The following is an 18,979-nucleotide window of genomic DNA, read 5'->3' on the forward strand; positions in this document are numbered from 1 at the left end:
ATAGATGACTCACAAACACGTTATAGGAATTGACCTGGGCGCCACGAATATCCGGGGAGCTGTGGTTAATGACAAGGATCTCTCCGAAATCATCTCGAGGCGGATCAAAAGAAAAGGGACTGAAGAGCAGGTACTGGAGGATGTTTATTCCCTGATAGATGTATTGATGGATAAAAACATTAAAGCCATCGGCATTGGCGTGCCCAGCGTAGTGGATGTAAAAAAAGGTATTGTTTATGACGTGATCCATATCCCGTCCTGGAAAGAAGTTCATTTAAAAGAACTGCTGGAAGCCCGTTACAGGCTCCCTGTTTTTATCAACAACGATGCCAATTGCTTTGCATTGGGCGAACATTACTTCGGCAAAGGTAAGGGGGTTACTGATATGATCGGTTTAACCATCGGCACCGGGCTGGGTGCCGGCATTATCATTAACAACCACTTGTATGCGGGCCGTAACTGCGGGGCCGGGGAATTTGGGATGGTTGACTATTTAAAGAAAAACTATGAGTACTATGCAAGCGGTTCCTTTTTTCATAATGTTTATGGCCTGAGCGGCGAACAAGTGTTTAAAAAAGCAAAAAAGGGTGATGAGGAAGCATTAAAACTTTATGCTGAACTGGGTAAACACTTAGGCAATGCGATTAAAATGATCATGTACACCTATGATACTGAACTGATTATTTTAGGAGGATCGGTAGCGCTTGCTTATGATTTCTTTGAAAAAGCGATGTGGGAACGCATCAAAACATTTGAATTTCCTAAAAGCATCGGTAACCTTAAAATTGAAACCTCCGCTTTAGCCAATAGCGGGATTTTGGGAGCGGCTGCGTTATATTACGATGCGGAGTAATTGATTTGAAAATTAGATGATTTGAAGATTTGAAAATGATAATAATTTTCAAATTACCACATTTTCAAATCTTCAAATTAATAATCGCCGGTCTACCTCGAATAATTCGGTGCTTCCTTAGTGATAGTAATATCATGTGGATGGCTTTCGCGCATACCGGCTGCTGTAATCCTCACAAACTTGGCTTTTTGTAATCCTTCTATGGTTGCAGCACCGCAATAGTGCATTCCGGCCCGTAATCCGCCGATGTACTGGTAGATCACTTCCGCAAGCATACCTTTGTAAGGTACTCGGCCAACGATACCTTCCGGAACCAGTTTGGTCACCACATCCGTTTCATCCTGGAAATAACGGTCTTTCGAGCCTTTATCCATGGCCTCAACCGAACCCATACCGCGGTATGATTTAAATTTGCGGCCCTCGTATAAAATAGTTTCGCCGGGAGATTCTTCAACGCCTGCAAATAATGAGCCGGCCATAATGGAGCTTGCACCCGCGCCAATTGCTTTAACAATATCGCCTGTTTGTTTGATGCCGCCGTCTGCAATGATTGGGATCCCCCTGCCCTGCATGGCTTTGGCACATTCATAAACCGCAAACAACTGCGGAACGCCTACCCCGGCAACAATACGTGTGGTACAGATAGAACCCGGTCCTATGCCCACTTTTATCGCATCAGCACCGGCATCGGCTAATGCAATAGCGCCGTCAGCGGTTGCTACGTTGCCGGCTATTACCTGCAGATCAGGGTATAGTTGTTTTACCAGCCTAACCATGTCCAGTACCCCTTTGGAGTGGCCGTGCGCGGTATCAACAGTTATCACGTCAACACCCGCGTTAAAAAGGGCTTTAACCCGCTCCACATTTTCAGGCGAAACACCCACCGCTGCGCCTACCCGCAAACGGCCGTATTCATCTTTGCAGGCGCTTGGGAAGTTTTTGAATTTTTGTATATCCTTAAAGGTGATCAGGCCGCGTAAAACGCCATCCTTATCAACCACCGGCAGTTTTTCAATTTTATAATTCTGAAGAATTTCCTCGGCTTGTAAAAGCGTGGTACCTTCGGGTGCAGTGATCAGGTTGGTTTTGGTCATTACCTCTTCTACCGGGCGGTTCATATCTTTTTGAAAACGAAGATCGCGGTTAGTAATGATGCCCATCAATTTGCCGCCACCGTTAACGATCGGGATACCCCCTATCCGGTATTCGCGCATAATTTTTACAGCGTCCGCAACTTCGGCGCCTTCGTGCAGCGTTACCGGGTCCTGGATCATCCCGCTTTCGGAGCGTTTTACCTTGCGTACTTCATCAGCCTGCGCCTGGATGGTCATATTCTTATGCAAAATACCGATACCTCCCGCCTGCGCTATGGCTATCGCCAGCGAAGATTCGGTAACTGTATCCATCGCAGCCGAAATGATCGGAATATTTAACCTGATCTTTTTGGTGAGGTACGTGCTGGTATCTACATCGCGTGGTAAAACTTCAGAGTAGGAAGGGATGAGTAGAACGTCGTCGTAAGTTAATCCTTCGGCAACAAATTTTGAGGGGTCGAGCTCCATAGCAAATAATTGTTATTTGCCGGGCAAAGCTAATATTTTATTTCGGAATTCGGAATTTCGATTTCGGAATTATACGATAAATTTGAAAAATAGACAATTAAATGATCTAACGAAAAACGGTATGAATTCTAATAATGACCTTTTAAAGAGAAAACGGTAAGGATGACGATCTCATTCTTTTCGTTAACCTCATACACCAATCGATGCTCGTTGGTGATCCTCCTTGACCATGCGCCAGAAAGCTGGTACTTTAACGGTTCAGGCTTCCCAATCCCTTCAAATGGATTTTCTTGTATGGCATTTATAAGTTTTTGTATTTTATCTTGAATCGCCCTATTTCCAGATTTCTTCCAATACTTTAATTCTTCGACAGCCCTTGGAGTATAAATTACTTCCATAGGTCCTCTGTAGCTATCCGAACACCTTTGCCGTTTTTTATATCTTCTCTTCCCTGAAGAATTTTTTCAACAAATTCAGGGTCATAAGGACTTTTTTCAGACCTGAAATCGATCTTCATCGCTTTAATAAAAGCCTTCAATGCTGTTAATTGCTCCTTTGTTTTGGGTTGTATAATCAGCGTTTCCATAACTCAAATTTACATATTAATTCACTGAATTCCGAAATCATCTTAATATTTCCCCACAATCACTTTATAAAACTGATCAAAATTTAAGTATTGTTTTGCAAGTTCCTGCAAACGATCTGCTTTAACTGTTTTTATGGCATCTACATACCGGTCATAATAGTCGTACCCGAGCCCTGCAAAATGGATATTTTTAAATTTATCGGCATGTGAAAAAACATTTTCGAGGCTACCGAGCAGGGCGCCCATTAAAAAATTGCGCACAAGGGACAACTCAGTTTCCGGGATTAACTCGTTTTGCAACAAATTAAGTTCTTTTTCTATCTCATTTACAGCCATTTTGCATACGTCAGCGCCAACTTCTGTCGCGATAAACAATGATGCACCATATTTTAATGCACTCATACCCGATCCAATACCATAAGTATAACCTTTATCCTCGCGGATGTTGGCCATCAGCCTCGATCCAAAATACCCCCCAAGGACAGTATTTAAAACCTGAAGCGGTGGAAAATCGGGATGTGTACGATTTACAGCAGGCGCCCCCATCCTGATGGCAGACTGTAATGCGCCAGGCTTCTCCGTAAAATAAAAATGTTCTGCAGCCGGAACGATAACCGGTTGGCTTGTATCTGCAGCCTGCCCTGTGTTGTGCCATTCTTTATCAAAAGCGTCGCTGATGAGGTTTAATGTTTCCGGTTCAATTTTACCGGCAACGATCATAGTGCAATTTGATGGCTGGTACATTTGAGCGAAATGTACCCGCATATCCTCGCGGTTAAGGGTGTCGTAGGTTTCAATATCGGCGCTTAGCCCATACAAAGTATTGCCATACAACGCTTTACTAAATATGCGCCTGGCAATTATATCATTCTTTTGCAAACTCACCTGCAATTTTTGCCGCTGGTTTCGGATGAAGGTATCCAATTCTTTTTGAGGGAAGATGGAATTGGTAATGATATCCTTTATTACAGGCAATGTGTGGTGTAAATGTTTATTTAAGCTATAAAGTGTTACCTGCGAGTTATCGTGACCGTAATCAACCTGTAAAAAAGCGCCATAAAAATCAATCTTATCCGAGATCTGCGCCGAGGTGAGGCTATCGGTACCTTCTGTAAGTAAGGAATTAACCGCCATATTCAGCAAGGGGCTTTCTGGTTTAAAACGAAGGTTGCCAAAAATCCATTCAATGCGCACCAGTTCCTGGTCGCCGGAGTTAAAACAAAAAACTTTACAGCCATTGGCCAGTTCCCTGCGCTCCGGGTGGATCAGGTGTATATTTTCGATGGCCTTAAATTCAGGGGCCGTTTTTCTTTGTAGCGTCATTGGGTCATTTAGTCATTAAGTAATTGGTGTTATCAAGGATATTTTGTTCAAATTGATAATCCAATTCTGAAAATTCATTAATCCTGTCAATTCTGATTCAGACAGCTTTCTCCGCCAAATAAATCATTGTTGAAGAATTATCTTTTCTGAACAGCTGGTTGCTCAGATCTTTGATCCGCTCCGGGGTAACTGCGAGATATTTCGCGGTTTCATGGTTAAGCATATCAGCGTCGCCCATTAACTCAAACGATGCAAGGTTCATCGCTTTATCCAATAAAGCCATTTCCGAAAAGATCATTGTTGATTCAATCTTGTTTTGCACTTTGGTCAGCTCATCCGCGGGCACCAGCTCGGTTTTCAGCCTTTCAAGCTCCTCCCAAATTGCTGCTTCGGCAGCTTCAAGGCTGATGTTTTCAAGTGGTTTACCCTCAAAAACAAACATCCCTTTATCCATACTGCCGGTCATATAAGCATGCACTTCGCTAAAGATATGCTTTTCTTTAACCAGGTTACGATACAAACGCGCAGAATTCCCGCGCGAAAGGATATCAGAAATTAACTCCGCCACGTAATAGCTCTCATCCAACCTTGCTCCCATCTGGAAAGCAATATACACATCATCCAGCGGCACTTTGCCTGTAACGGTGAGGCGTCGTTCGTCGTGCTGATCGGGCTCCTGTGGTAAATTTCGATGGTACTTTTCGCCGGCAGGTATCGGCCCGAACCATTTTTCGGCCAGTTTTTTTACATCTTCGGTTTTAACATCGCCGCCAACTACCATTACTGCGTTTTGCGGGTTATAGTGTTTTTTAAAGAATGCTTTTACATCTTCAATTTTCGCATCTTCAATATGTTTCAACTCTTTACCAATGGTGGCCCACTGGTAGGGATGTTTTTTATAAACCAAAGGCCTTAATTTAAGCCACACATCGCCATAAGGCTGGTTTAAATAACGCTGTTTAAACTCTTCAATCACTACGGCACGCTGCACTTCAAGGCTTTTTTCGCTAAAAGCCAGGCTCAGCATCCTGTCGCTCTCCAGCCAAAAAGCTGTTTCAATATTGGATGATGGCAGGGTGATATAATAGTTAGTGATATCGTTGCTGGTAAAGGCATTATTTTCGCCGCCAACACGTTGCAGGGGCTGATCATAGTCGGGGATGTTCACCGATCCGCCAAACATCAGGTGCTCAAATAAATGGGCAAAACCGGTTTGTTCGGGATCCTCGTCGCGGGCGCCAACATCATATAATATATTAAGCACCGCCATCGGTGTAGTATCATCTTCGTGTACAATAACCCGCAGGCCATTGTCTAAAGTAAATCGGTTGAATTTAACCATGTTTAAACTTTCAATTAACGGACAGCAAATGTAGAATATTTCAATTTGAAAATGTGTTGATTTGAAAATTTGAAAATGAGAAGGCAATAATTTGAATATCTGTTAATTTGAAAATCTGAAAACGAGAAAGAAAATCTGGAATTAATTTTCAAATTAGTGCATTATCAAATTCCCAAATCACTACTATGATTAGCCCCGCTGAACTTATTAAACAGATATCAGGCACCATCGGCAAAACCAAAGTGCTTACGTTAAGCCGGGCATTAAAGGAGCCGCAATTTGCGCTGCGCGATCTTATCGATATTACTTTTCATCCCGATAAAAATATAGCCTTCAGGGCAGCCGGGATATTAGAAAACGCTTTTCTGACAGACCCGCTGCGTTACGAACCTGATCTTGAATACATGGTATCCCGTATTAAAGAAGTAAAGCACGAAAGCTGCAAGCGCCACTATGCCAAAATAATGATGCATATTACCAATCCAAAAGCCTTACCTGTTATCAAAAATAAACTTCAGCAAATAGACCTTGAACCAACTGTTGAGCAATGTTTCGACTGGATGATTGACCCGAAAGTAAAGATCGCTGTAAAAGTTTTTGCCAGCGAGGCGCTATTTAATTTGCGCTTCCGTTACCCATGGATAAAAGAAGAACTGGCGGAACAAATACATTTTTTAATGCGTAACGGTACTCCCGCTATCCTATCAAGGGGGCGAAAGTTGCTTGCTCTGCTGTAGGCCTCACCTAAAATGCAAAGCATTTATGAACCCCAATAAAAAAATCAACCTCGTGAATATTCCTCTCCAAACGAAAGGACTTTAACTTCGCCCTTGTTCAAGCCTTCTCCAATGGAGAGGGCGGGTGAGGCTACTCTACAGGCCTGTCCCCGCTGTGCAAATGATGGCTTACCTGGTGATGATGCAGCTTAGCTTCAATTGCCGAGGTGCTGGTATTGGCATACGTACCAAACGCATTCACCAATATGCCCTTCAAATTATATTTACGTGAAGTAACGGCGTATATGATCGACATGTCATCAGGGTTGCTTGCCCCTTCGAAACGATAAAACTCATCAATCTCAAAATCGTCAGAGGTCATTTGGATATTTTTATCTTTATCGTCAACTGTATCACCTTCAAGGCTGAGGTTTTCAGTATATCCTCTTTTCATCAGGTCATTAGTGGCTTCCACTAAATTATTATATGTTTTCATGGCGAACTCCTGTTAAGTATCTATTTAAAATACAACCACAAAACAGGGCCGTTTGTTTGGCACCATTTCATACAGAAAGGCCAATTGAAGCTAATTTATTCCCCGCCGACAAAAAAAGCCTTGTTAAAATTCACCAAAAACAGTTCAGTGGTTGCGCGCGTGCAAGCAGTGTAAAACCAGCGTAAAAAGTCGGTGTTTACCATTTCTTCAGTCAGGTAGCCCTGGTCAACAAAAACGGCATCCCATTGGCCGCCCTGGGCCTTGTGGCAGGTAATAGCGTAGGCAAATTTTATCTGTAGGGCATTATAGTACGGGTTTTGCTTCAGCTCGTTCCATTTTGCGCGTTTATTAGGGATATGGTCGTAATCTTTCATTACCTCCAGGTAAAACCTTTTCTGGTCTTCCTGCGGCAATGCAGGGGCCTCTGTATAAAGCGTATCCAGCATGATCTTGCAATCAAAGACAGGGTCTTCGGCATAATCAATAAACTCCATCTGCACATCAGCAAATCGGAAGCCGTACAGATCTTCCGTCCGGCGTACTTTTTTAATTCGGGCGATATCGCCATTGGCTATAAAACCTGTGCTCCCCTCCTCCTGGTCCTGCATCCAGAAATAATTATTTTTCACCACCATTACCTGGTCGCCGCCTGTTAATTCTTCTTCGCGGTACAAGATCCGCCCGCGGATCTGCCGGTTATAAGCATTCGCGTTTTTGTTAGAACGGCAAATGACCAGCGAATTATCATATCCGTATTTGCTGTAAGCATAATTAAGACCTTCCTCAAGTACATCGCCGCCCATCCTGAAAATATCTTTATAGCCTTTGGTAACGATTTTTGGCATATTTTCTTTTTTCCGGCGGATCATATCCCTAACCTTTGTGGCATTGAACAAGATCCCCGAATCCTTTTGCTGGCGCAGCACATCGGTTAACTCAAAGCTATAAACATCCAGTCCGAATTTATCTTTCATTAGCCCCGCATCCAGGGCGGGGCTATCAATAGAACCTACCGGCGGCAACTGCGCCGTATCGCCCACCAGCATTAGTTTGCAGTTTTTGGTGTTGTAGACAAAGTTAATGAGATCATAAAGCAAAGAAGCCCGGTGGCCTATACCGATCTCATCGCTGATCATTGATGCCTCATCAACAATAAAAAGCGTGTTATCCGCCAGGTTATCGCCCAATAAAAACCCTTCATCCACATTGGCAGCCGATTTTTTGCGGTATATTTTTTTATGTATGGTAAAAGCCTTCCGGCCCGAATAGGCTGTGATCACTTTGGCGGCACGCCCGGTTGGCGCAAGCAGCACATATTTAAAATTGTAATTCCGAAGTACTTTTACCAGGGCGCCCAAAACCGTGGTTTTACCGGTTCCAGCATATCCCTTCAGTATAAAACATTCGTCACCGTTATCGCTTATCAAAAAGTTATGCAATTTGCCAAACAACTCCAATTGCTGCGGCGTCGGCTCGTGCGGAAATGCTTTTTGAAAATGTTCTGTTGACACGGGTGTAAAGGTAGTGTATTGGTTGATTATTTAGTCCGAAAGTCGGGAAAGTCAGTAAAGTCCGAAAGAAGCTTCAGCGGGCCGGATAGCGGGCGCCGATTTAGATCGCTATTGAATGATATTACAAATCATTTCAACCCATAACCAAATCAAAAACTTTCCGTAAAAGGGAGGGATACCCTTTTTTTATCAAATGAAAATAACCTATCTCGAATTCCTGAGAGGCATGTCATGCCTGTTTATTGTTGGCTGGCACCTTGCTTTTCTGGCGCCTACCGGGCATCCTACCCACCTTACCGCTTTTTGGGGCACTGATGCTTTGATCATGTTTTTTATGTTATCAGGACTGGTGATTAACCTATCGGAGAGCAGGAAACCGAAAACAAGGAAAGAATTCATCAAAAACAGGTTTATCCGCATCTATCCGCAGTTTGTTGTGGGGATGTTACTCGGTTTACTGGCGCTTTATGTTACGGGCAGTGTTTTCCCCTCATTTAAAGTGATCCTGGGCAATTTTTTAATTGTAAGTACGATGAAGGATTATATGGGATACATTGTTCCAAGTATCGAGAGTAACCTGCCCGTTTGGTCACTTGCTTTTGAGGTAGCTTTTTATGTTTTGTTTTCATTTACTATTGGCCGCAACCAGAAAAAGGCACTTTTTTATTGGTTCATTATCGCCCTTATCGCTATCCCTGCATTCTTTTTAAAGACCGACAGGGATGCGTTTACCCATATTATTGCTGTATTTGCGTTTTCATCGGTATGGCTGGTAGGCTATTATATTTATGAGTACCGTAACCTTTTTTATGTGGAAAAATATACAGTACTTTTCGGATTGGGTATACTTCCGCTCATTTCGAGGATGCAATTTTCAGCAAACTTTTATGACCCGCTGAAGTATTTTATCTTTTCCATTTTTGCCATACCTTTTTTTCGATTTTGTTTACAATTACCCCCCGAAGGAAAAAAGATCAAAATGATCTACCTCATTATTCCGCATACGCTGTTTGTTATTGCTGCGCTTACTATCCGCTATATGCCGTTAACAAATACCATCGTTTACAGTACCTTTCCTTATGTTTATATGGCTATCGGCTTTATGATTGAAAAACTCAAACTAAAGGGTTTCGTGTTGAAATTTATTGATAAGGCAGGTTCAATGACGGGGAAATACTCCTACCCTTTATACATCAGCCACTATACTGTACTGTTTGTTTTCTCAAAATATATCCATAATGTGCTGCTTTACGCCATTGTTAGTTTACCCATTATAGCCGTAATTGCTTACGGGCTCGAAAATTGGTTTCAGCCGGTTGTTTTGCGTTATGTTAAGAAAGGGAAACCAATTAAAGCACCTGGTGTAGCTGCCGAAGCATATAATCCAGCACTGCAAGCGCCGCTGATAGCCGCTAAAAGTGCCTGATTACCAGGGAAATTTCTTTTTAAATAAAACAACAGGGAAGAGGCTCCCCTGGAGCCATTATTTTCAGTTTTATTTTTCTATAAACGGGAGACTCCTCCGGAGTCAGAAAGATACGGAAGTTTAGGCTCCAGAGGAGCGGCCTGTTTATAGAAAAATTTGATTTGTTTTTACGGCTCCAGGGGAGCCGCCTCTTTTAAAAAAGTATTTCCATGGCCCGGGTACATTTAACACTTTCAGGTTACTTTTATTTTCATATTTTAACATAGAGAAACAGAGAAGGCGCGGAGATCGCTAAGTTTTTAATATTTGTTAACTTTTTCTCTGCGCTCTTTGCGCCTTCTTAGCGCCCTCTGTGTTTAAAACACCCGGCTTTTATTTTTGACTTCTATATCACTTATATTATCCGCCAGATGAAGTTGCTTTCGGAACTGCCTACCGGCAGGCAGGCTTTCCGGACTTTACTGACTTCCCGACTAAACAACACTTTTTAATATTCAATCATATTACAGATAGCAAATAACAAAATTTAGTTACTTTTGCGTATCTGCATGGACGAGAACAACAACAATTACACAGATAATAGCTTTAACCTGTACCAGGCTTACAGTTATACTTTACTTTTGCTGGTTGAACCAACCTCGTTCAGCTATGCGGTTGTTTATCAAAACAGGTTGCTCGTATCAGCGCAAAACTGCGACCTTGATGAACTTGCGCATCCCAAACAATTAAGCGAGCTGTTATCGGCCACCTATAAAAAGGTGATCATCGGTTTGCCGGCAACAGGTTTAACCTTAGTCCCCAAAAAACTTTTCAGCGATTCGCTGGTAGCTGACTATGCCCGTTTCCTGGATGTAAAAGAAAATGAAAAGGTTTTCGCCCAGGCACTTGACGCTGAAAACAATATCATTTATAAAACTCCGGGATATATTGCCGCTGCAGTTGAAAAATTCGGTTTTCAAAATGCTGTTTATACCGCACAGGGCTGGATCCAGGCAATTATAAAAAGCAATCCGCCAAGTGATAACATTTATATTGAAGTGGGTAAAAGCCAGGTTCAGCTGCTAAATTTTTCAGGAAGAAGTCTCAGGTTTTATAATACATTTGAATTCAGCCACGAAGATGACCTGGTTTATTTCACCTCAGTAGTGGCCGAAGAACTTCGTTTAAAGCCGCAATCAGCCACGCTGGTATTAAGCGGCGATATCAGCCTGGATGATAAGAAAATGAAACGGCTTGCCGAATTTTTCCCGAAGATGGAGATCAACGGAATAAAAGTTTTGGAACTGCCCGGCCAAATTCCCTCACATAAATTACTGGCACTTGCCGCTTTATCGTTATGCGGATCATCGGAGGCTCATTAAAGGGGTTAAGGCTTAATCCTCCAAAAAATCTGCCTGTACGCCCTACTACCGACCTGGCAAAGGAGGCCCTTTTTAATATTTTACAAAACCAGATAGAGTTTGAAGGCATCCGTGTACTCGACCTGTTTAGCGGTACCGGCAATATTTCTATGGAGTTTGCTTCCCGCGGGGCGGTGCAGGTAACCTCAGTTGACCGGAGTATCCAGTGCGTACATTACCTGAAGGACACCGCCCGCCAGCATGGCCTCGATAACATTAAGGCTTATAAAGATGATGTTTTTAAATACCTGCAGCTGGAAACGGAGCAATTCGACCTGGTATTTGCTGATCCGCCTTACGACCTTAACCGGATTCCCGAAATACCGAAGGTGATTTTTGAAAAAAACATGTTATTGCCGGATGGCTTATTGATCGTTGAGCACCAGTCCATGCAAAATTTGAGCAATCATCCTGCTTTTGTGGAGCAGCGCCGGTATGGGCATTCATCGTTTTCGTTTTTTAAGGCGGTTTAATGGCCTCACCCAACCCTCTCCAAAGGAGAGGGCTAAAAAAAGCGAAGTTGAATGAGGCTGTCTCAAAAGTCTCTTCATGTAAAAGGTAACCAAATTATATTTTGAAACGATAGATCTTCGTGACCATAGTGTATCCTCTTAGTGCCCATTGTGGTAAAAAACCACTAAGGGCACAAAGAATGCACTAAGAATGCACTAAGAACAGTAAATCCAAATTTTATTTCGTTTTGCTTTTCAGTTTATAGACTTTTGGTACAGCCTCTTATTCACGAGGTTGATTTTTTCATTGGGGTTCATGAATGCTTTGCATTTTAGGGGAGGCGTACGAGGGCTTAAAAAAAATAACGCAAACCTCACCGAAATTCACTTTTTCGTGCTAAGCATAAACACACCACGTTTCTCTATCCCCACAAGTTTATCTTTATCCGCATTTGTAATTAACGCATTTACAAGGCTCACATCAGCAAACCTTAAATATGATTCCCTGCCAATTTTACTGGCATCGCACAACAAATAAGTATAAGCACAGCTATTTGCAAAGGCTGTAGTGATGCTTGCCTCGTTCTCGCTGCCGGCAAAAAGTCCGTTTTCGGAGATGCCATCAACCCCTAAAAACGCTTTTGAAGCCCGGTATTTTGAGATATGTTCAATAGCCATGCTGCCATGCACCGCCTGCCTGTCTTTATCAAATTCGCCGCCAATAATATTCAGGGATACCGCACAATTTTGCAATTCGCAGATCACCGGCAGCGAATTGGTGATCACTTTGATCTTTTTATTTTTGATGAACTGGCATAACCTGAAAACGGTGCTGCCACAATCCATAAAAATGACATCGCCATCGTTTATCTGACTGGCGGCAACGCGGCATATTTCATCTTTTGCGGCCGCATTCCGGGCTGCTTTATTCGCAAAATCATGTGGCTTTTCAAACGGGTTTACCTTTGTGGCGCCGCCGTGGGTACGGTAAAGCAAGCCGTCGGCCGCCAGGTGGTTTAAATCGCGGCGGATGGTGATCTCCGAAATCTGCAGCTCATCCGCCAGTTGCTTTACATCAACCTGGTCATCTTTATCCAGTTGAGCGAGTATTTTTTGCTTTCTTTTTGGAAAGTTCATTTTATTCCCTTTATTTTGTTCAAAAATAATCAATAACAATCAAATACGATCAAAATAAATGCAAAAAATTGAAATATTAAATACCGAGATCCTTTCGGATAACTGGTACACTTTAAAAAAAGTAACGTTTGAAGCCACCTTAAAGGATGGCAGCACCCAGCTGCAAAACCGCGAGGCTTATGACCGGGGCAATGGCGCTACCATCCTGCTTTACAATAAACAATATCAATCAGTTATCCTTACCCGGCAATTCAGGCTGCCAACCTATATCAATGGCAACAAAAGCGGGATGCTGATTGAATGTTGCGCGGGATTACTGGATAGAGACAATCCCGAAGATTGCATCAGGCGGGAAACTGAAGAAGAAACAGGTTATCAAATAACCGACGTAAAAAAAGTATTTGAAGCCTATATGTCGCCGGGTTCAGTTACCGAGATCCTGTATTTTTTTGTTGCTGAATATGATAAAGAGATGAAAGTAAGTGATGGCGGAGGCGCCCACGATGAGGATGAAAACATTGAAGTGCTTGAACTGCCCTTTGCTAAAGCTTATGAAATGATTAGCACCGGGGAGATCAGGGATGGAAAAACAATTATGCTTTTACAATATATGAAAATAAATAAATTAATACTTTAACACTCTGTATTTGATAAGCTATTACTTTAATTTTTTTGGGAATTAACAACAAAATTACACTACTCGTCAGCAGGATATATATTTAATTATATATTTTTGTGTAATTAAACAACCGCAATTGATCACTTCTAATACCCCTGCTTCCTTGAAGCTTAAAGAAAACAAAAAGTACCTTATTGCTTTCTTTTTAATGCTGATCGCTGCTTTTATCCAATGTTATAAAACCATTCACGATCTGCATTGGGCCAATGAGCCTGATTTCGACCGCGATATTGCTTACATCCGGAGCACCCTTGACGGCCATTATGGCCAGGACCCCAATATGACCGGGCAATACATGTGGTATAACCCCATGCTTTTTTTGCTGGAGACCCTGGTGGTAAAAGTCACCGGGCTTCCTATAAATATTGTGGTGGCACGAGCCGGGGCTTTTATAAATATCATAAGCCCTATTGCATTTTTCTTTATGGTGGTGAAACTATTCGACTACAAAGTTGCCCTGCCTGCACTGCTCTGCTTTTTCTTTTTAGTGAATGGGAATTTACCCTGCTGGGGAGGCGCAACCTATTCACCATGGCTTCTTTCTGATACGTTTTCCCAATTCACCTTTTACATCACGCTCTATTTCGCTTATAGGGCATTTACTACGCAGCAACTTTTTTGGTTTATTATATTCGGGGCATCTTTGGGCATTACTTTTTTGGGGCACTCCGCCCCCGTTTTCATTATTATCCTGATCATGATATGTATCCAGGGCAGGAAAGTAGTGGAATCATTCTGGACAAAAGACTATTCCGCTGTGGGAAGGTATTTTCTGCAGGGATTATATGCCGTAGTGCCATTTATCATTTTTGCGTTCCCGTTCCTGTACTACGTATACGGCAAATACCATTTGCACTTCATTAACCACCAAATTTTGGAGTGCGCGCCGGGGATTTTTGCCCGCCGGTATACATTAGACCTGCTTAAACAAAATGTCACCTTTTCCCTTATTATTTCTGTTACCGGAATGGTTTGGTTTTATAAGAAATTTAACCAGCCACTACTCAAAAAGATGGTATGGCACTGGTTTTTTATCTGTTTAGGGATGTATATTTATGAATCAGCCGTGCCTACGCTTGATCACATGCTGCATATTACTTTGCCTGATACTATCCCGGCGTTCCACTATTTCTTTTACCTGAAGGCGCTGCAATCCATCTTTTTTGGATTTGGCTTTATTTTCCTGTTAACCTGGTTAGTGGGGCGTTTAAAAGGATTGAAAGAAGGGAATCCAAAACTGAAGCTGTCAGACACCCTGGTCGTCGTGTGCGTGTTGCTTTACGCTTTGGTGTATTATCCGGTTTATTCCGCCAGGTATGATTTTACGGAATTGAGGGCACAGGCAGTTGAGAAAGCAAAACAATCAGACAAAATAGCAGTGTATGATTTTATATCGAAAAACATCCCGCTTGATCACGTTTTACTTTGCGAACACGGCCTTTCGCTTTTTCCGGTAATGCCTACGGCGATAAAAATGGTCTCCATAGAAACCTTTTTCTCAAACCCTTATGTAAGTTACGAAGAGCGGGAAAACGACAGGGATACGATGCTTGTCCGCTTAACTTCAGCAAAACCCGCAACAGATCCGAAATTATTTACGAAGTATAATGTAAGTAATGTGCTATTGGCTGACAGCGATTTTGTAAGATATAAACAACCTGTTTTTGCCACCAGTAAGGTGATCTACAAAAATAGTTCTTACGCTATTTTATCGTTTGCGACAAATAAGAAATATTAAAATTGGACCGTCGTAGACGCGATGCATCGCGTCTCTACCAGCATCCTGGTTTCTCAACAGTTTTTACTGCCTGAACGGCTTATAGAAAGATTTCCCAGCCAGTGCCAGCATCGGTATATCACCTTTGGTATCACCAAAGGCATAAATTACATCGTATTGAGCAACATCGAATACTAAACTGATCCTGGCAACTTTTTCACCTCCGTTACAATTGGCGCCCTTTAATTTTCCGGTGATCTTATTGTCGACGATCTCGAGCTGGCTTCCAATTAATTGAACCCCAATTTCATCAGCCCAGGCTTTTATCCAATTCTCAGCAGAGGCGGACACTATCACCACCTCGAAGCCCGAATACTTTAATTTCTGGATCTCAGCAGCTGCTCCCGGGCGGACAACGGACGGTAAGCTACCGGTTGCAAAATCATCGCAGATTTTCTGGAATTTGGAAAACTCCATCCCTTTAAAAAAATATTCAAGAATTTTTTCTTTAGCATATTGGTTGGTGATTAGTTTTATTTTAAATCCGATTAAATAAGGCAGATTAAGCAAAAGCCCGGTATAAAATTTTGTTTTGCCTTTATGATGCTTTATGACTTCAAAAAGGGTATCCCTGGTAGTTATAGTACCATCAAAATCAAAAAACGCAATCTTCCTCACAGTTTCATCTTTTTAAATTGAAATTCGGGGATATTTTTGATAATGAGCATAATATACCGCCAGAACCATTTGATGTAAACCACATTTTTCCTTTTTTCAAAACTCTTAAAAACGCTCTCAGCAACCTGGTTTGGTGTTGAAGTGAGCAGTGCCGGGAGCTTCATATTTTCAGTCATCCGCGTATAAACAAAACCTGGCTTAACCGTCATCACATGCACATTATCATCATAACATCTATTACGCAAGGCAGATAAATAGGCGTTAAAAGCCGCTTTTGAGCTACCGTAGATCATTTTACTTGCCCTGCCACGGTCGCCTGCTACTGAACTGACACCGATGATAGTTCCGTTTTTCCGCTTTATATAAAATTTAGCTGCAATATTCAATACGGATACAGCCCCGGTATAGTTGGTGTCGATCATCCGCTGGGTAAGGTTCCAGTTCTCAAATGCAACATCTTCCTCATCCATAATACCAAATATAGAAATAGTAATATCGGGTTTGGGGTTTAAATTTTCAAAGAACAGTGAATGCGTATGGTATTGCAGCGCGTCGAAAGCGTGTATGGTGCAATCTACGCCAAACCTGATCTTTATGTCAGACTGTACAGCTTCCAATTGAGCAGGTCTCCTGGCGGCCAGTTGTATATTATATTTTTCGGCAGCGAATTTTTTTGCTATCGCGATGCCGATGTCAGAAGTAGCGCCCAGGATCAAAACAGTTTCCATGTTATTTTTAGTTACCGGCAGTTAATAATAAACGATCAGACTGCGCAGACCTGATCTTTCCGTCAGGGTTATATTTTTTGATGATTTTTTTAAATTTTTCTAATTCCGGGTAACCGGCAACCAGCATTCCGGGTTTCATCCGGGCATCTTTTGACATATACAGCCGACCATGGTATTTTAAAACCAATTCGTCCAGTTCGTCCAAAAAGCTTAATAAACCCTTCCGTACCGGAAAATCCAGCGCCAGTGTATAACCTTCCTTCGGAAATGATATCATGCTTTCCTGTTTCCCGAAAACCTTTAATACCGCCAGGAACGAGCCAAGGCCCTCATCCGAGATCCGGTGCAATATCTCTATCAAACCTTCTTTAGCAGTTAAAGGCAAAACAAACTGGTATTGTACAAACCCGCTTGTGCCATACATCCGGTTCCAATGCAAAACAGCATCCAACGGGTAAAAGAAGGGTTCGTATGACACTACGTTATTAATCTCCTTTTTAAAGTTCTTGCTGTAATATAAAAAATTAAAAGCCTTAACGGTAAAGGAATTTAAAAACCAGGACGGCAGATTAAAGGGGAAAACGATCTGCTTGTTTTTGGGAAGCTTTAATGGATCTTTTCTGTCATTTTCCGGGATCTCCGCCAGTGTAGCATGTTCGCCCAGCATTAAAATACTGCGCCCAAAGTGTTTCCCCTTTTTAAGGCAATCTATCCAGGCAACAGAGTAGGTATAATCTTTGTATTCATCAAAAAGCGCTATCAGTTCCTGCAGGTTCGCCGCCTTTATTTGTTTTTGGCGGATCAGGGAAGTTTCGATTTTCTTCAATTTAAATTTAACCCTGGTTATCACCCCGGTAAGGCCCATACCGCCAAACGTAGCCTCAAAAAGATCAGGATAATTTTCAGGAGAACAGGTAACCATTTCGCCTGAAGCAAGAAGGAGATCGAAATCGGTTACATGGTTGGATATCGAACCATCTACGTGATGGTTTTTCCCGTGTACGTCGCTACCCAGCGCCCCACCCATAGTTATAAATTTAGTGCCGGGGGTTACCGGCAAAAACCATCCGGCAGGAACAATAACAGTAAGCACCTGATCGAGGGTTATACCGCTCTGGCATTCAAAAATACCCTCTTGGGTATCAAAGGAAAGGATCTTATCATATTTAAGTGTCGAAATAGTTCGTTCCCCCAAAGAGGCATCACCATAACAGCGCCCGTTTCCTCTTGGAATAAATGGCTGTTCTTCCTTGATCAAGACATCCAGCTGTTCATTAAAAACAAAGCTTTCTTCGTTGCTCTCAATAACCGGGTAATTACCCCAATTTCCTATATTCTTTTTCATTTATTAAAAATTGGGGTGTGTGGCAGATATAAAATGGTAAAAAAACAGGCAATCCATAAAACAATAGTTATTTGTATAAAACGGTCTTTATAAAGAATATCTGTTGGCGATCCGGAATCTTTCTTTACAAAAACCACCTGCAGGTAGCGCATTATCCCGGCTATTACAAATATACTGGTATAATATAACCTGTAAGTGCCCAGGCGCAAAATAGAATCGGGGGCAACGGTATAATTAATATAAGCGACAATAATTATAGCACTGAAAAGCCCCAGCATGGTATCCAAAAAACTAAGGTTATAACCGCTCAGGGATTTACGCATCGACGCACCCGAACTGTCCTGCAACAACACATCGTCCCTGCGTTTGCCAATAGCCATAAACAGCGCTAACAGAAAAGTCATGATAATGAGCCATGAGGAAGTTTCTACATTTGCAATAACAGCCCCCCCTTTTACCCGTAATACAAAACCTAATGCGATGATCATCATATCCAGTATGGCTATGTTTTTAAGCCCGAAGCAGTAAGCCAGGTTAACTATATAATATGCCCCTAAAATAACCAGGAACCAACCATCGGGATTTGCCAGCCATGCTAAAAAAACACCCAGTAACACAAGCAAACCGCTGATAACTATGGCGGCCCTGGCGGATACTTTCCCCGAAGCCAGGGGGCGTTTTGATTTAACAGGGTGTTTCCGGTCATTTTCAATATCCCGGTAATCGTTAATAATGTATATACTGCTGGCCATACAGCAAAAGGCAAAAAAACCCGCCAACAATATTTCAATTTTCTGAAGCAAAAAAAAGTGCCCAGCAAAAAATGATGGGATAAACAGGAACATGTTTTTTGCCCAATCTTTGGGGCGCAATAGCTTTATATAATATTTCATCCGTTTAACTAAGGCTAATACGATACCTATAACATAAGGTTACGATTACCGCCGTTTTGAGCAGTTAATTTATTATAAACAGGTATTTTGTGACCCTGATCGTTATTTACAGGATATTTAAATAATGATTTATAA

Annotated in this window: 19 protein-coding genes; 7 read left to right on the plus strand and 12 right to left on the minus strand. The window is 42.1% G+C overall.

The features are described from left to right. Positions 1-4: 4 nt before the first annotated feature. Positions 5-853: an ROK family protein gene (locus MgSA37_RS15425; protein ID WP_096353139.1), complete on the plus strand. Its 849-nt coding sequence runs from the start codon at positions 5-7 to the stop codon at positions 851-853. Between the two features lie 92 nt (positions 854-945). Here the strand turns inward: MgSA37_RS15425 and guaB are convergent, their stop codons facing one another. The 5 genes from guaB to MgSA37_RS15450 form a co-directional block, all read right to left on the minus strand. Next, a complete protein-coding gene (gene guaB, locus MgSA37_RS15430) occupies positions 946-2,415 on the minus strand; it encodes an IMP dehydrogenase (RefSeq protein WP_096353140.1) in 1,470 nt (489 codons plus the stop codon). Between the two features lie 128 nt (positions 2,416-2,543). Continuing rightward, positions 2,544-2,813 (minus strand): Txe/YoeB family addiction module toxin, encoded by a 270-nt coding sequence (locus MgSA37_RS15435; protein ID WP_096353142.1) that lies wholly within the window; start codon positions 2,811-2,813, stop codon positions 2,544-2,546. Beyond that, the gene (locus tag MgSA37_RS15440) at positions 2,804-3,001 is read right to left on the minus strand and encodes a DUF2683 family protein (RefSeq protein WP_096353143.1); all 198 of its coding nucleotides are present in this window, start codon (positions 2,999-3,001) and stop codon (positions 2,804-2,806) included. The genes MgSA37_RS15435 and MgSA37_RS15440 overlap by 10 nt, the downstream gene beginning before the upstream one ends. Before the next feature lie 42 nt (positions 3,002-3,043). Next, on the minus strand, positions 3,044-4,324 hold the full coding sequence (locus MgSA37_RS15445) for a M16 family metallopeptidase (RefSeq protein ID WP_096353145.1): 1,281 nt from the start codon (positions 4,322-4,324) through the stop codon (positions 3,044-3,046). Positions 4,325-4,421: 97 nt separating this feature from the next. Further along, positions 4,422-5,666: a M16 family metallopeptidase gene (locus MgSA37_RS15450; protein ID WP_096353146.1), complete on the minus strand. Its 1,245-nt coding sequence runs from the start codon at positions 5,664-5,666 to the stop codon at positions 4,422-4,424. Between the two features lie 185 nt (positions 5,667-5,851). Here MgSA37_RS15450 and MgSA37_RS15455 point away from each other — a divergent pair, with 185 nt between their 5' ends. Then, positions 5,852-6,403 carry a hypothetical protein gene (locus MgSA37_RS15455; protein ID WP_096353148.1) on the plus strand — a complete coding sequence of 184 codons (552 nt, stop codon included), beginning with the start codon at positions 5,852-5,854 and terminating at the stop codon, positions 6,401-6,403. A gap of 130 nt (positions 6,404-6,533) precedes the next feature. On the opposite strand, the gene MgSA37_RS15460 is transcribed toward MgSA37_RS15455, so the two are convergent. Together MgSA37_RS15460 and MgSA37_RS15465 are read right to left on the minus strand one after the other, a co-directional pair. Beyond that, positions 6,534-6,878 (minus strand): phosphoribosylpyrophosphate synthetase, encoded by a 345-nt coding sequence (locus MgSA37_RS15460; protein ID WP_096353149.1) that lies wholly within the window; start codon positions 6,876-6,878, stop codon positions 6,534-6,536. A gap of 95 nt (positions 6,879-6,973) precedes the next feature. Next, positions 6,974-8,389 (minus strand): ATP-dependent DNA helicase, encoded by a 1,416-nt coding sequence (locus MgSA37_RS15465; RefSeq protein WP_096353151.1) that lies wholly within the window; start codon positions 8,387-8,389, stop codon positions 6,974-6,976. Positions 8,390-8,582: 193 nt separating this feature from the next. On the opposite strand from MgSA37_RS15465, the gene MgSA37_RS15470 reads away from it, so the two are divergent. From MgSA37_RS15470 to rsmD, 3 genes are all read left to right on the plus strand, one after another. Next, on the plus strand, positions 8,583-9,815 hold the full coding sequence (locus MgSA37_RS15470) for an acyltransferase family protein (protein WP_096353152.1): 1,233 nt from the start codon (positions 8,583-8,585) through the stop codon (positions 9,813-9,815). 548 nt (positions 9,816-10,363) lie between these two features. After that, positions 10,364-11,176, plus strand: a complete 813-nt coding sequence (locus MgSA37_RS15475) for a DUF3822 family protein (protein ID WP_096353154.1) — start codon at positions 10,364-10,366, stop codon at positions 11,174-11,176. Next, positions 11,152-11,688: a 16S rRNA (guanine(966)-N(2))-methyltransferase RsmD gene (gene rsmD, locus MgSA37_RS15480; RefSeq protein ID WP_096353155.1), complete on the plus strand. Its 537-nt coding sequence runs from the start codon at positions 11,152-11,154 to the stop codon at positions 11,686-11,688. Before MgSA37_RS15475 ends, rsmD begins: the two co-directional genes overlap by 25 nt. A 363-nt stretch (positions 11,689-12,051) precedes the next feature. Here rsmD and MgSA37_RS15485 read toward each other — a convergent pair whose 3' ends face one another. Then, the gene (locus MgSA37_RS15485; RefSeq protein WP_096357525.1) at positions 12,052-12,804 is read right to left on the minus strand and encodes a DeoR/GlpR family DNA-binding transcription regulator; all 753 of its coding nucleotides are present in this window, start codon (positions 12,802-12,804) and stop codon (positions 12,052-12,054) included. 58 nt (positions 12,805-12,862) lie between these two features. Here MgSA37_RS15485 and nudK point away from each other — a divergent pair, with 58 nt between their 5' ends. Both nudK and MgSA37_RS15495 read left to right on the plus strand, forming a co-directional pair. Then, on the plus strand, positions 12,863-13,441 hold the full coding sequence (nudK, locus tag MgSA37_RS15490; protein ID WP_096353157.1) for a GDP-mannose pyrophosphatase NudK: 579 nt from the start codon (positions 12,863-12,865) through the stop codon (positions 13,439-13,441). A 118-nt stretch (positions 13,442-13,559) separates the two neighbouring features. Then, positions 13,560-15,221 (plus strand): glycosyltransferase family protein, encoded by a 1,662-nt coding sequence (locus tag MgSA37_RS15495; protein WP_096353158.1) that lies wholly within the window; start codon positions 13,560-13,562, stop codon positions 15,219-15,221. Positions 15,222-15,284: 63 nt separating this feature from the next. Here MgSA37_RS15495 and MgSA37_RS15500 read toward each other — a convergent pair whose 3' ends face one another. From MgSA37_RS15500 to MgSA37_RS15515, 4 genes are read right to left on the minus strand one after another with little or no spacing between them, the layout of a single operon-like run. Beyond that, a complete protein-coding gene (locus MgSA37_RS15500) occupies positions 15,285-15,878 on the minus strand; it encodes an HAD family hydrolase (RefSeq protein ID WP_096353160.1) in 594 nt (197 codons plus the stop codon). Beyond that, the gene (locus MgSA37_RS15505) at positions 15,875-16,606 is read right to left on the minus strand and encodes an SDR family oxidoreductase (RefSeq protein WP_096353161.1); all 732 of its coding nucleotides are present in this window, start codon (positions 16,604-16,606) and stop codon (positions 15,875-15,877) included. Before MgSA37_RS15505 ends, MgSA37_RS15500 begins: the two co-directional genes overlap by 4 nt. Positions 16,607-16,613: 7 nt before the next feature. Then, the gene (locus tag MgSA37_RS15510) at positions 16,614-17,951 is read right to left on the minus strand and encodes an FAD-binding oxidoreductase (protein ID WP_096353164.1); all 1,338 of its coding nucleotides are present in this window, start codon (positions 17,949-17,951) and stop codon (positions 16,614-16,616) included. Next, positions 17,948-18,844: a decaprenyl-phosphate phosphoribosyltransferase gene (locus MgSA37_RS15515; protein ID WP_096353165.1), complete on the minus strand. Its 897-nt coding sequence runs from the start codon at positions 18,842-18,844 to the stop codon at positions 17,948-17,950. Before MgSA37_RS15515 ends, MgSA37_RS15510 begins: the two co-directional genes overlap by 4 nt. Positions 18,845-18,979: the final 135 nt, after the last annotated feature.

It is taken from the genome of Mucilaginibacter gotjawali, from assembly GCF_002355435.1.
Classification (GTDB): domain Bacteria; phylum Bacteroidota; class Bacteroidia; order Sphingobacteriales; family Sphingobacteriaceae; genus Mucilaginibacter; species Mucilaginibacter gotjawali.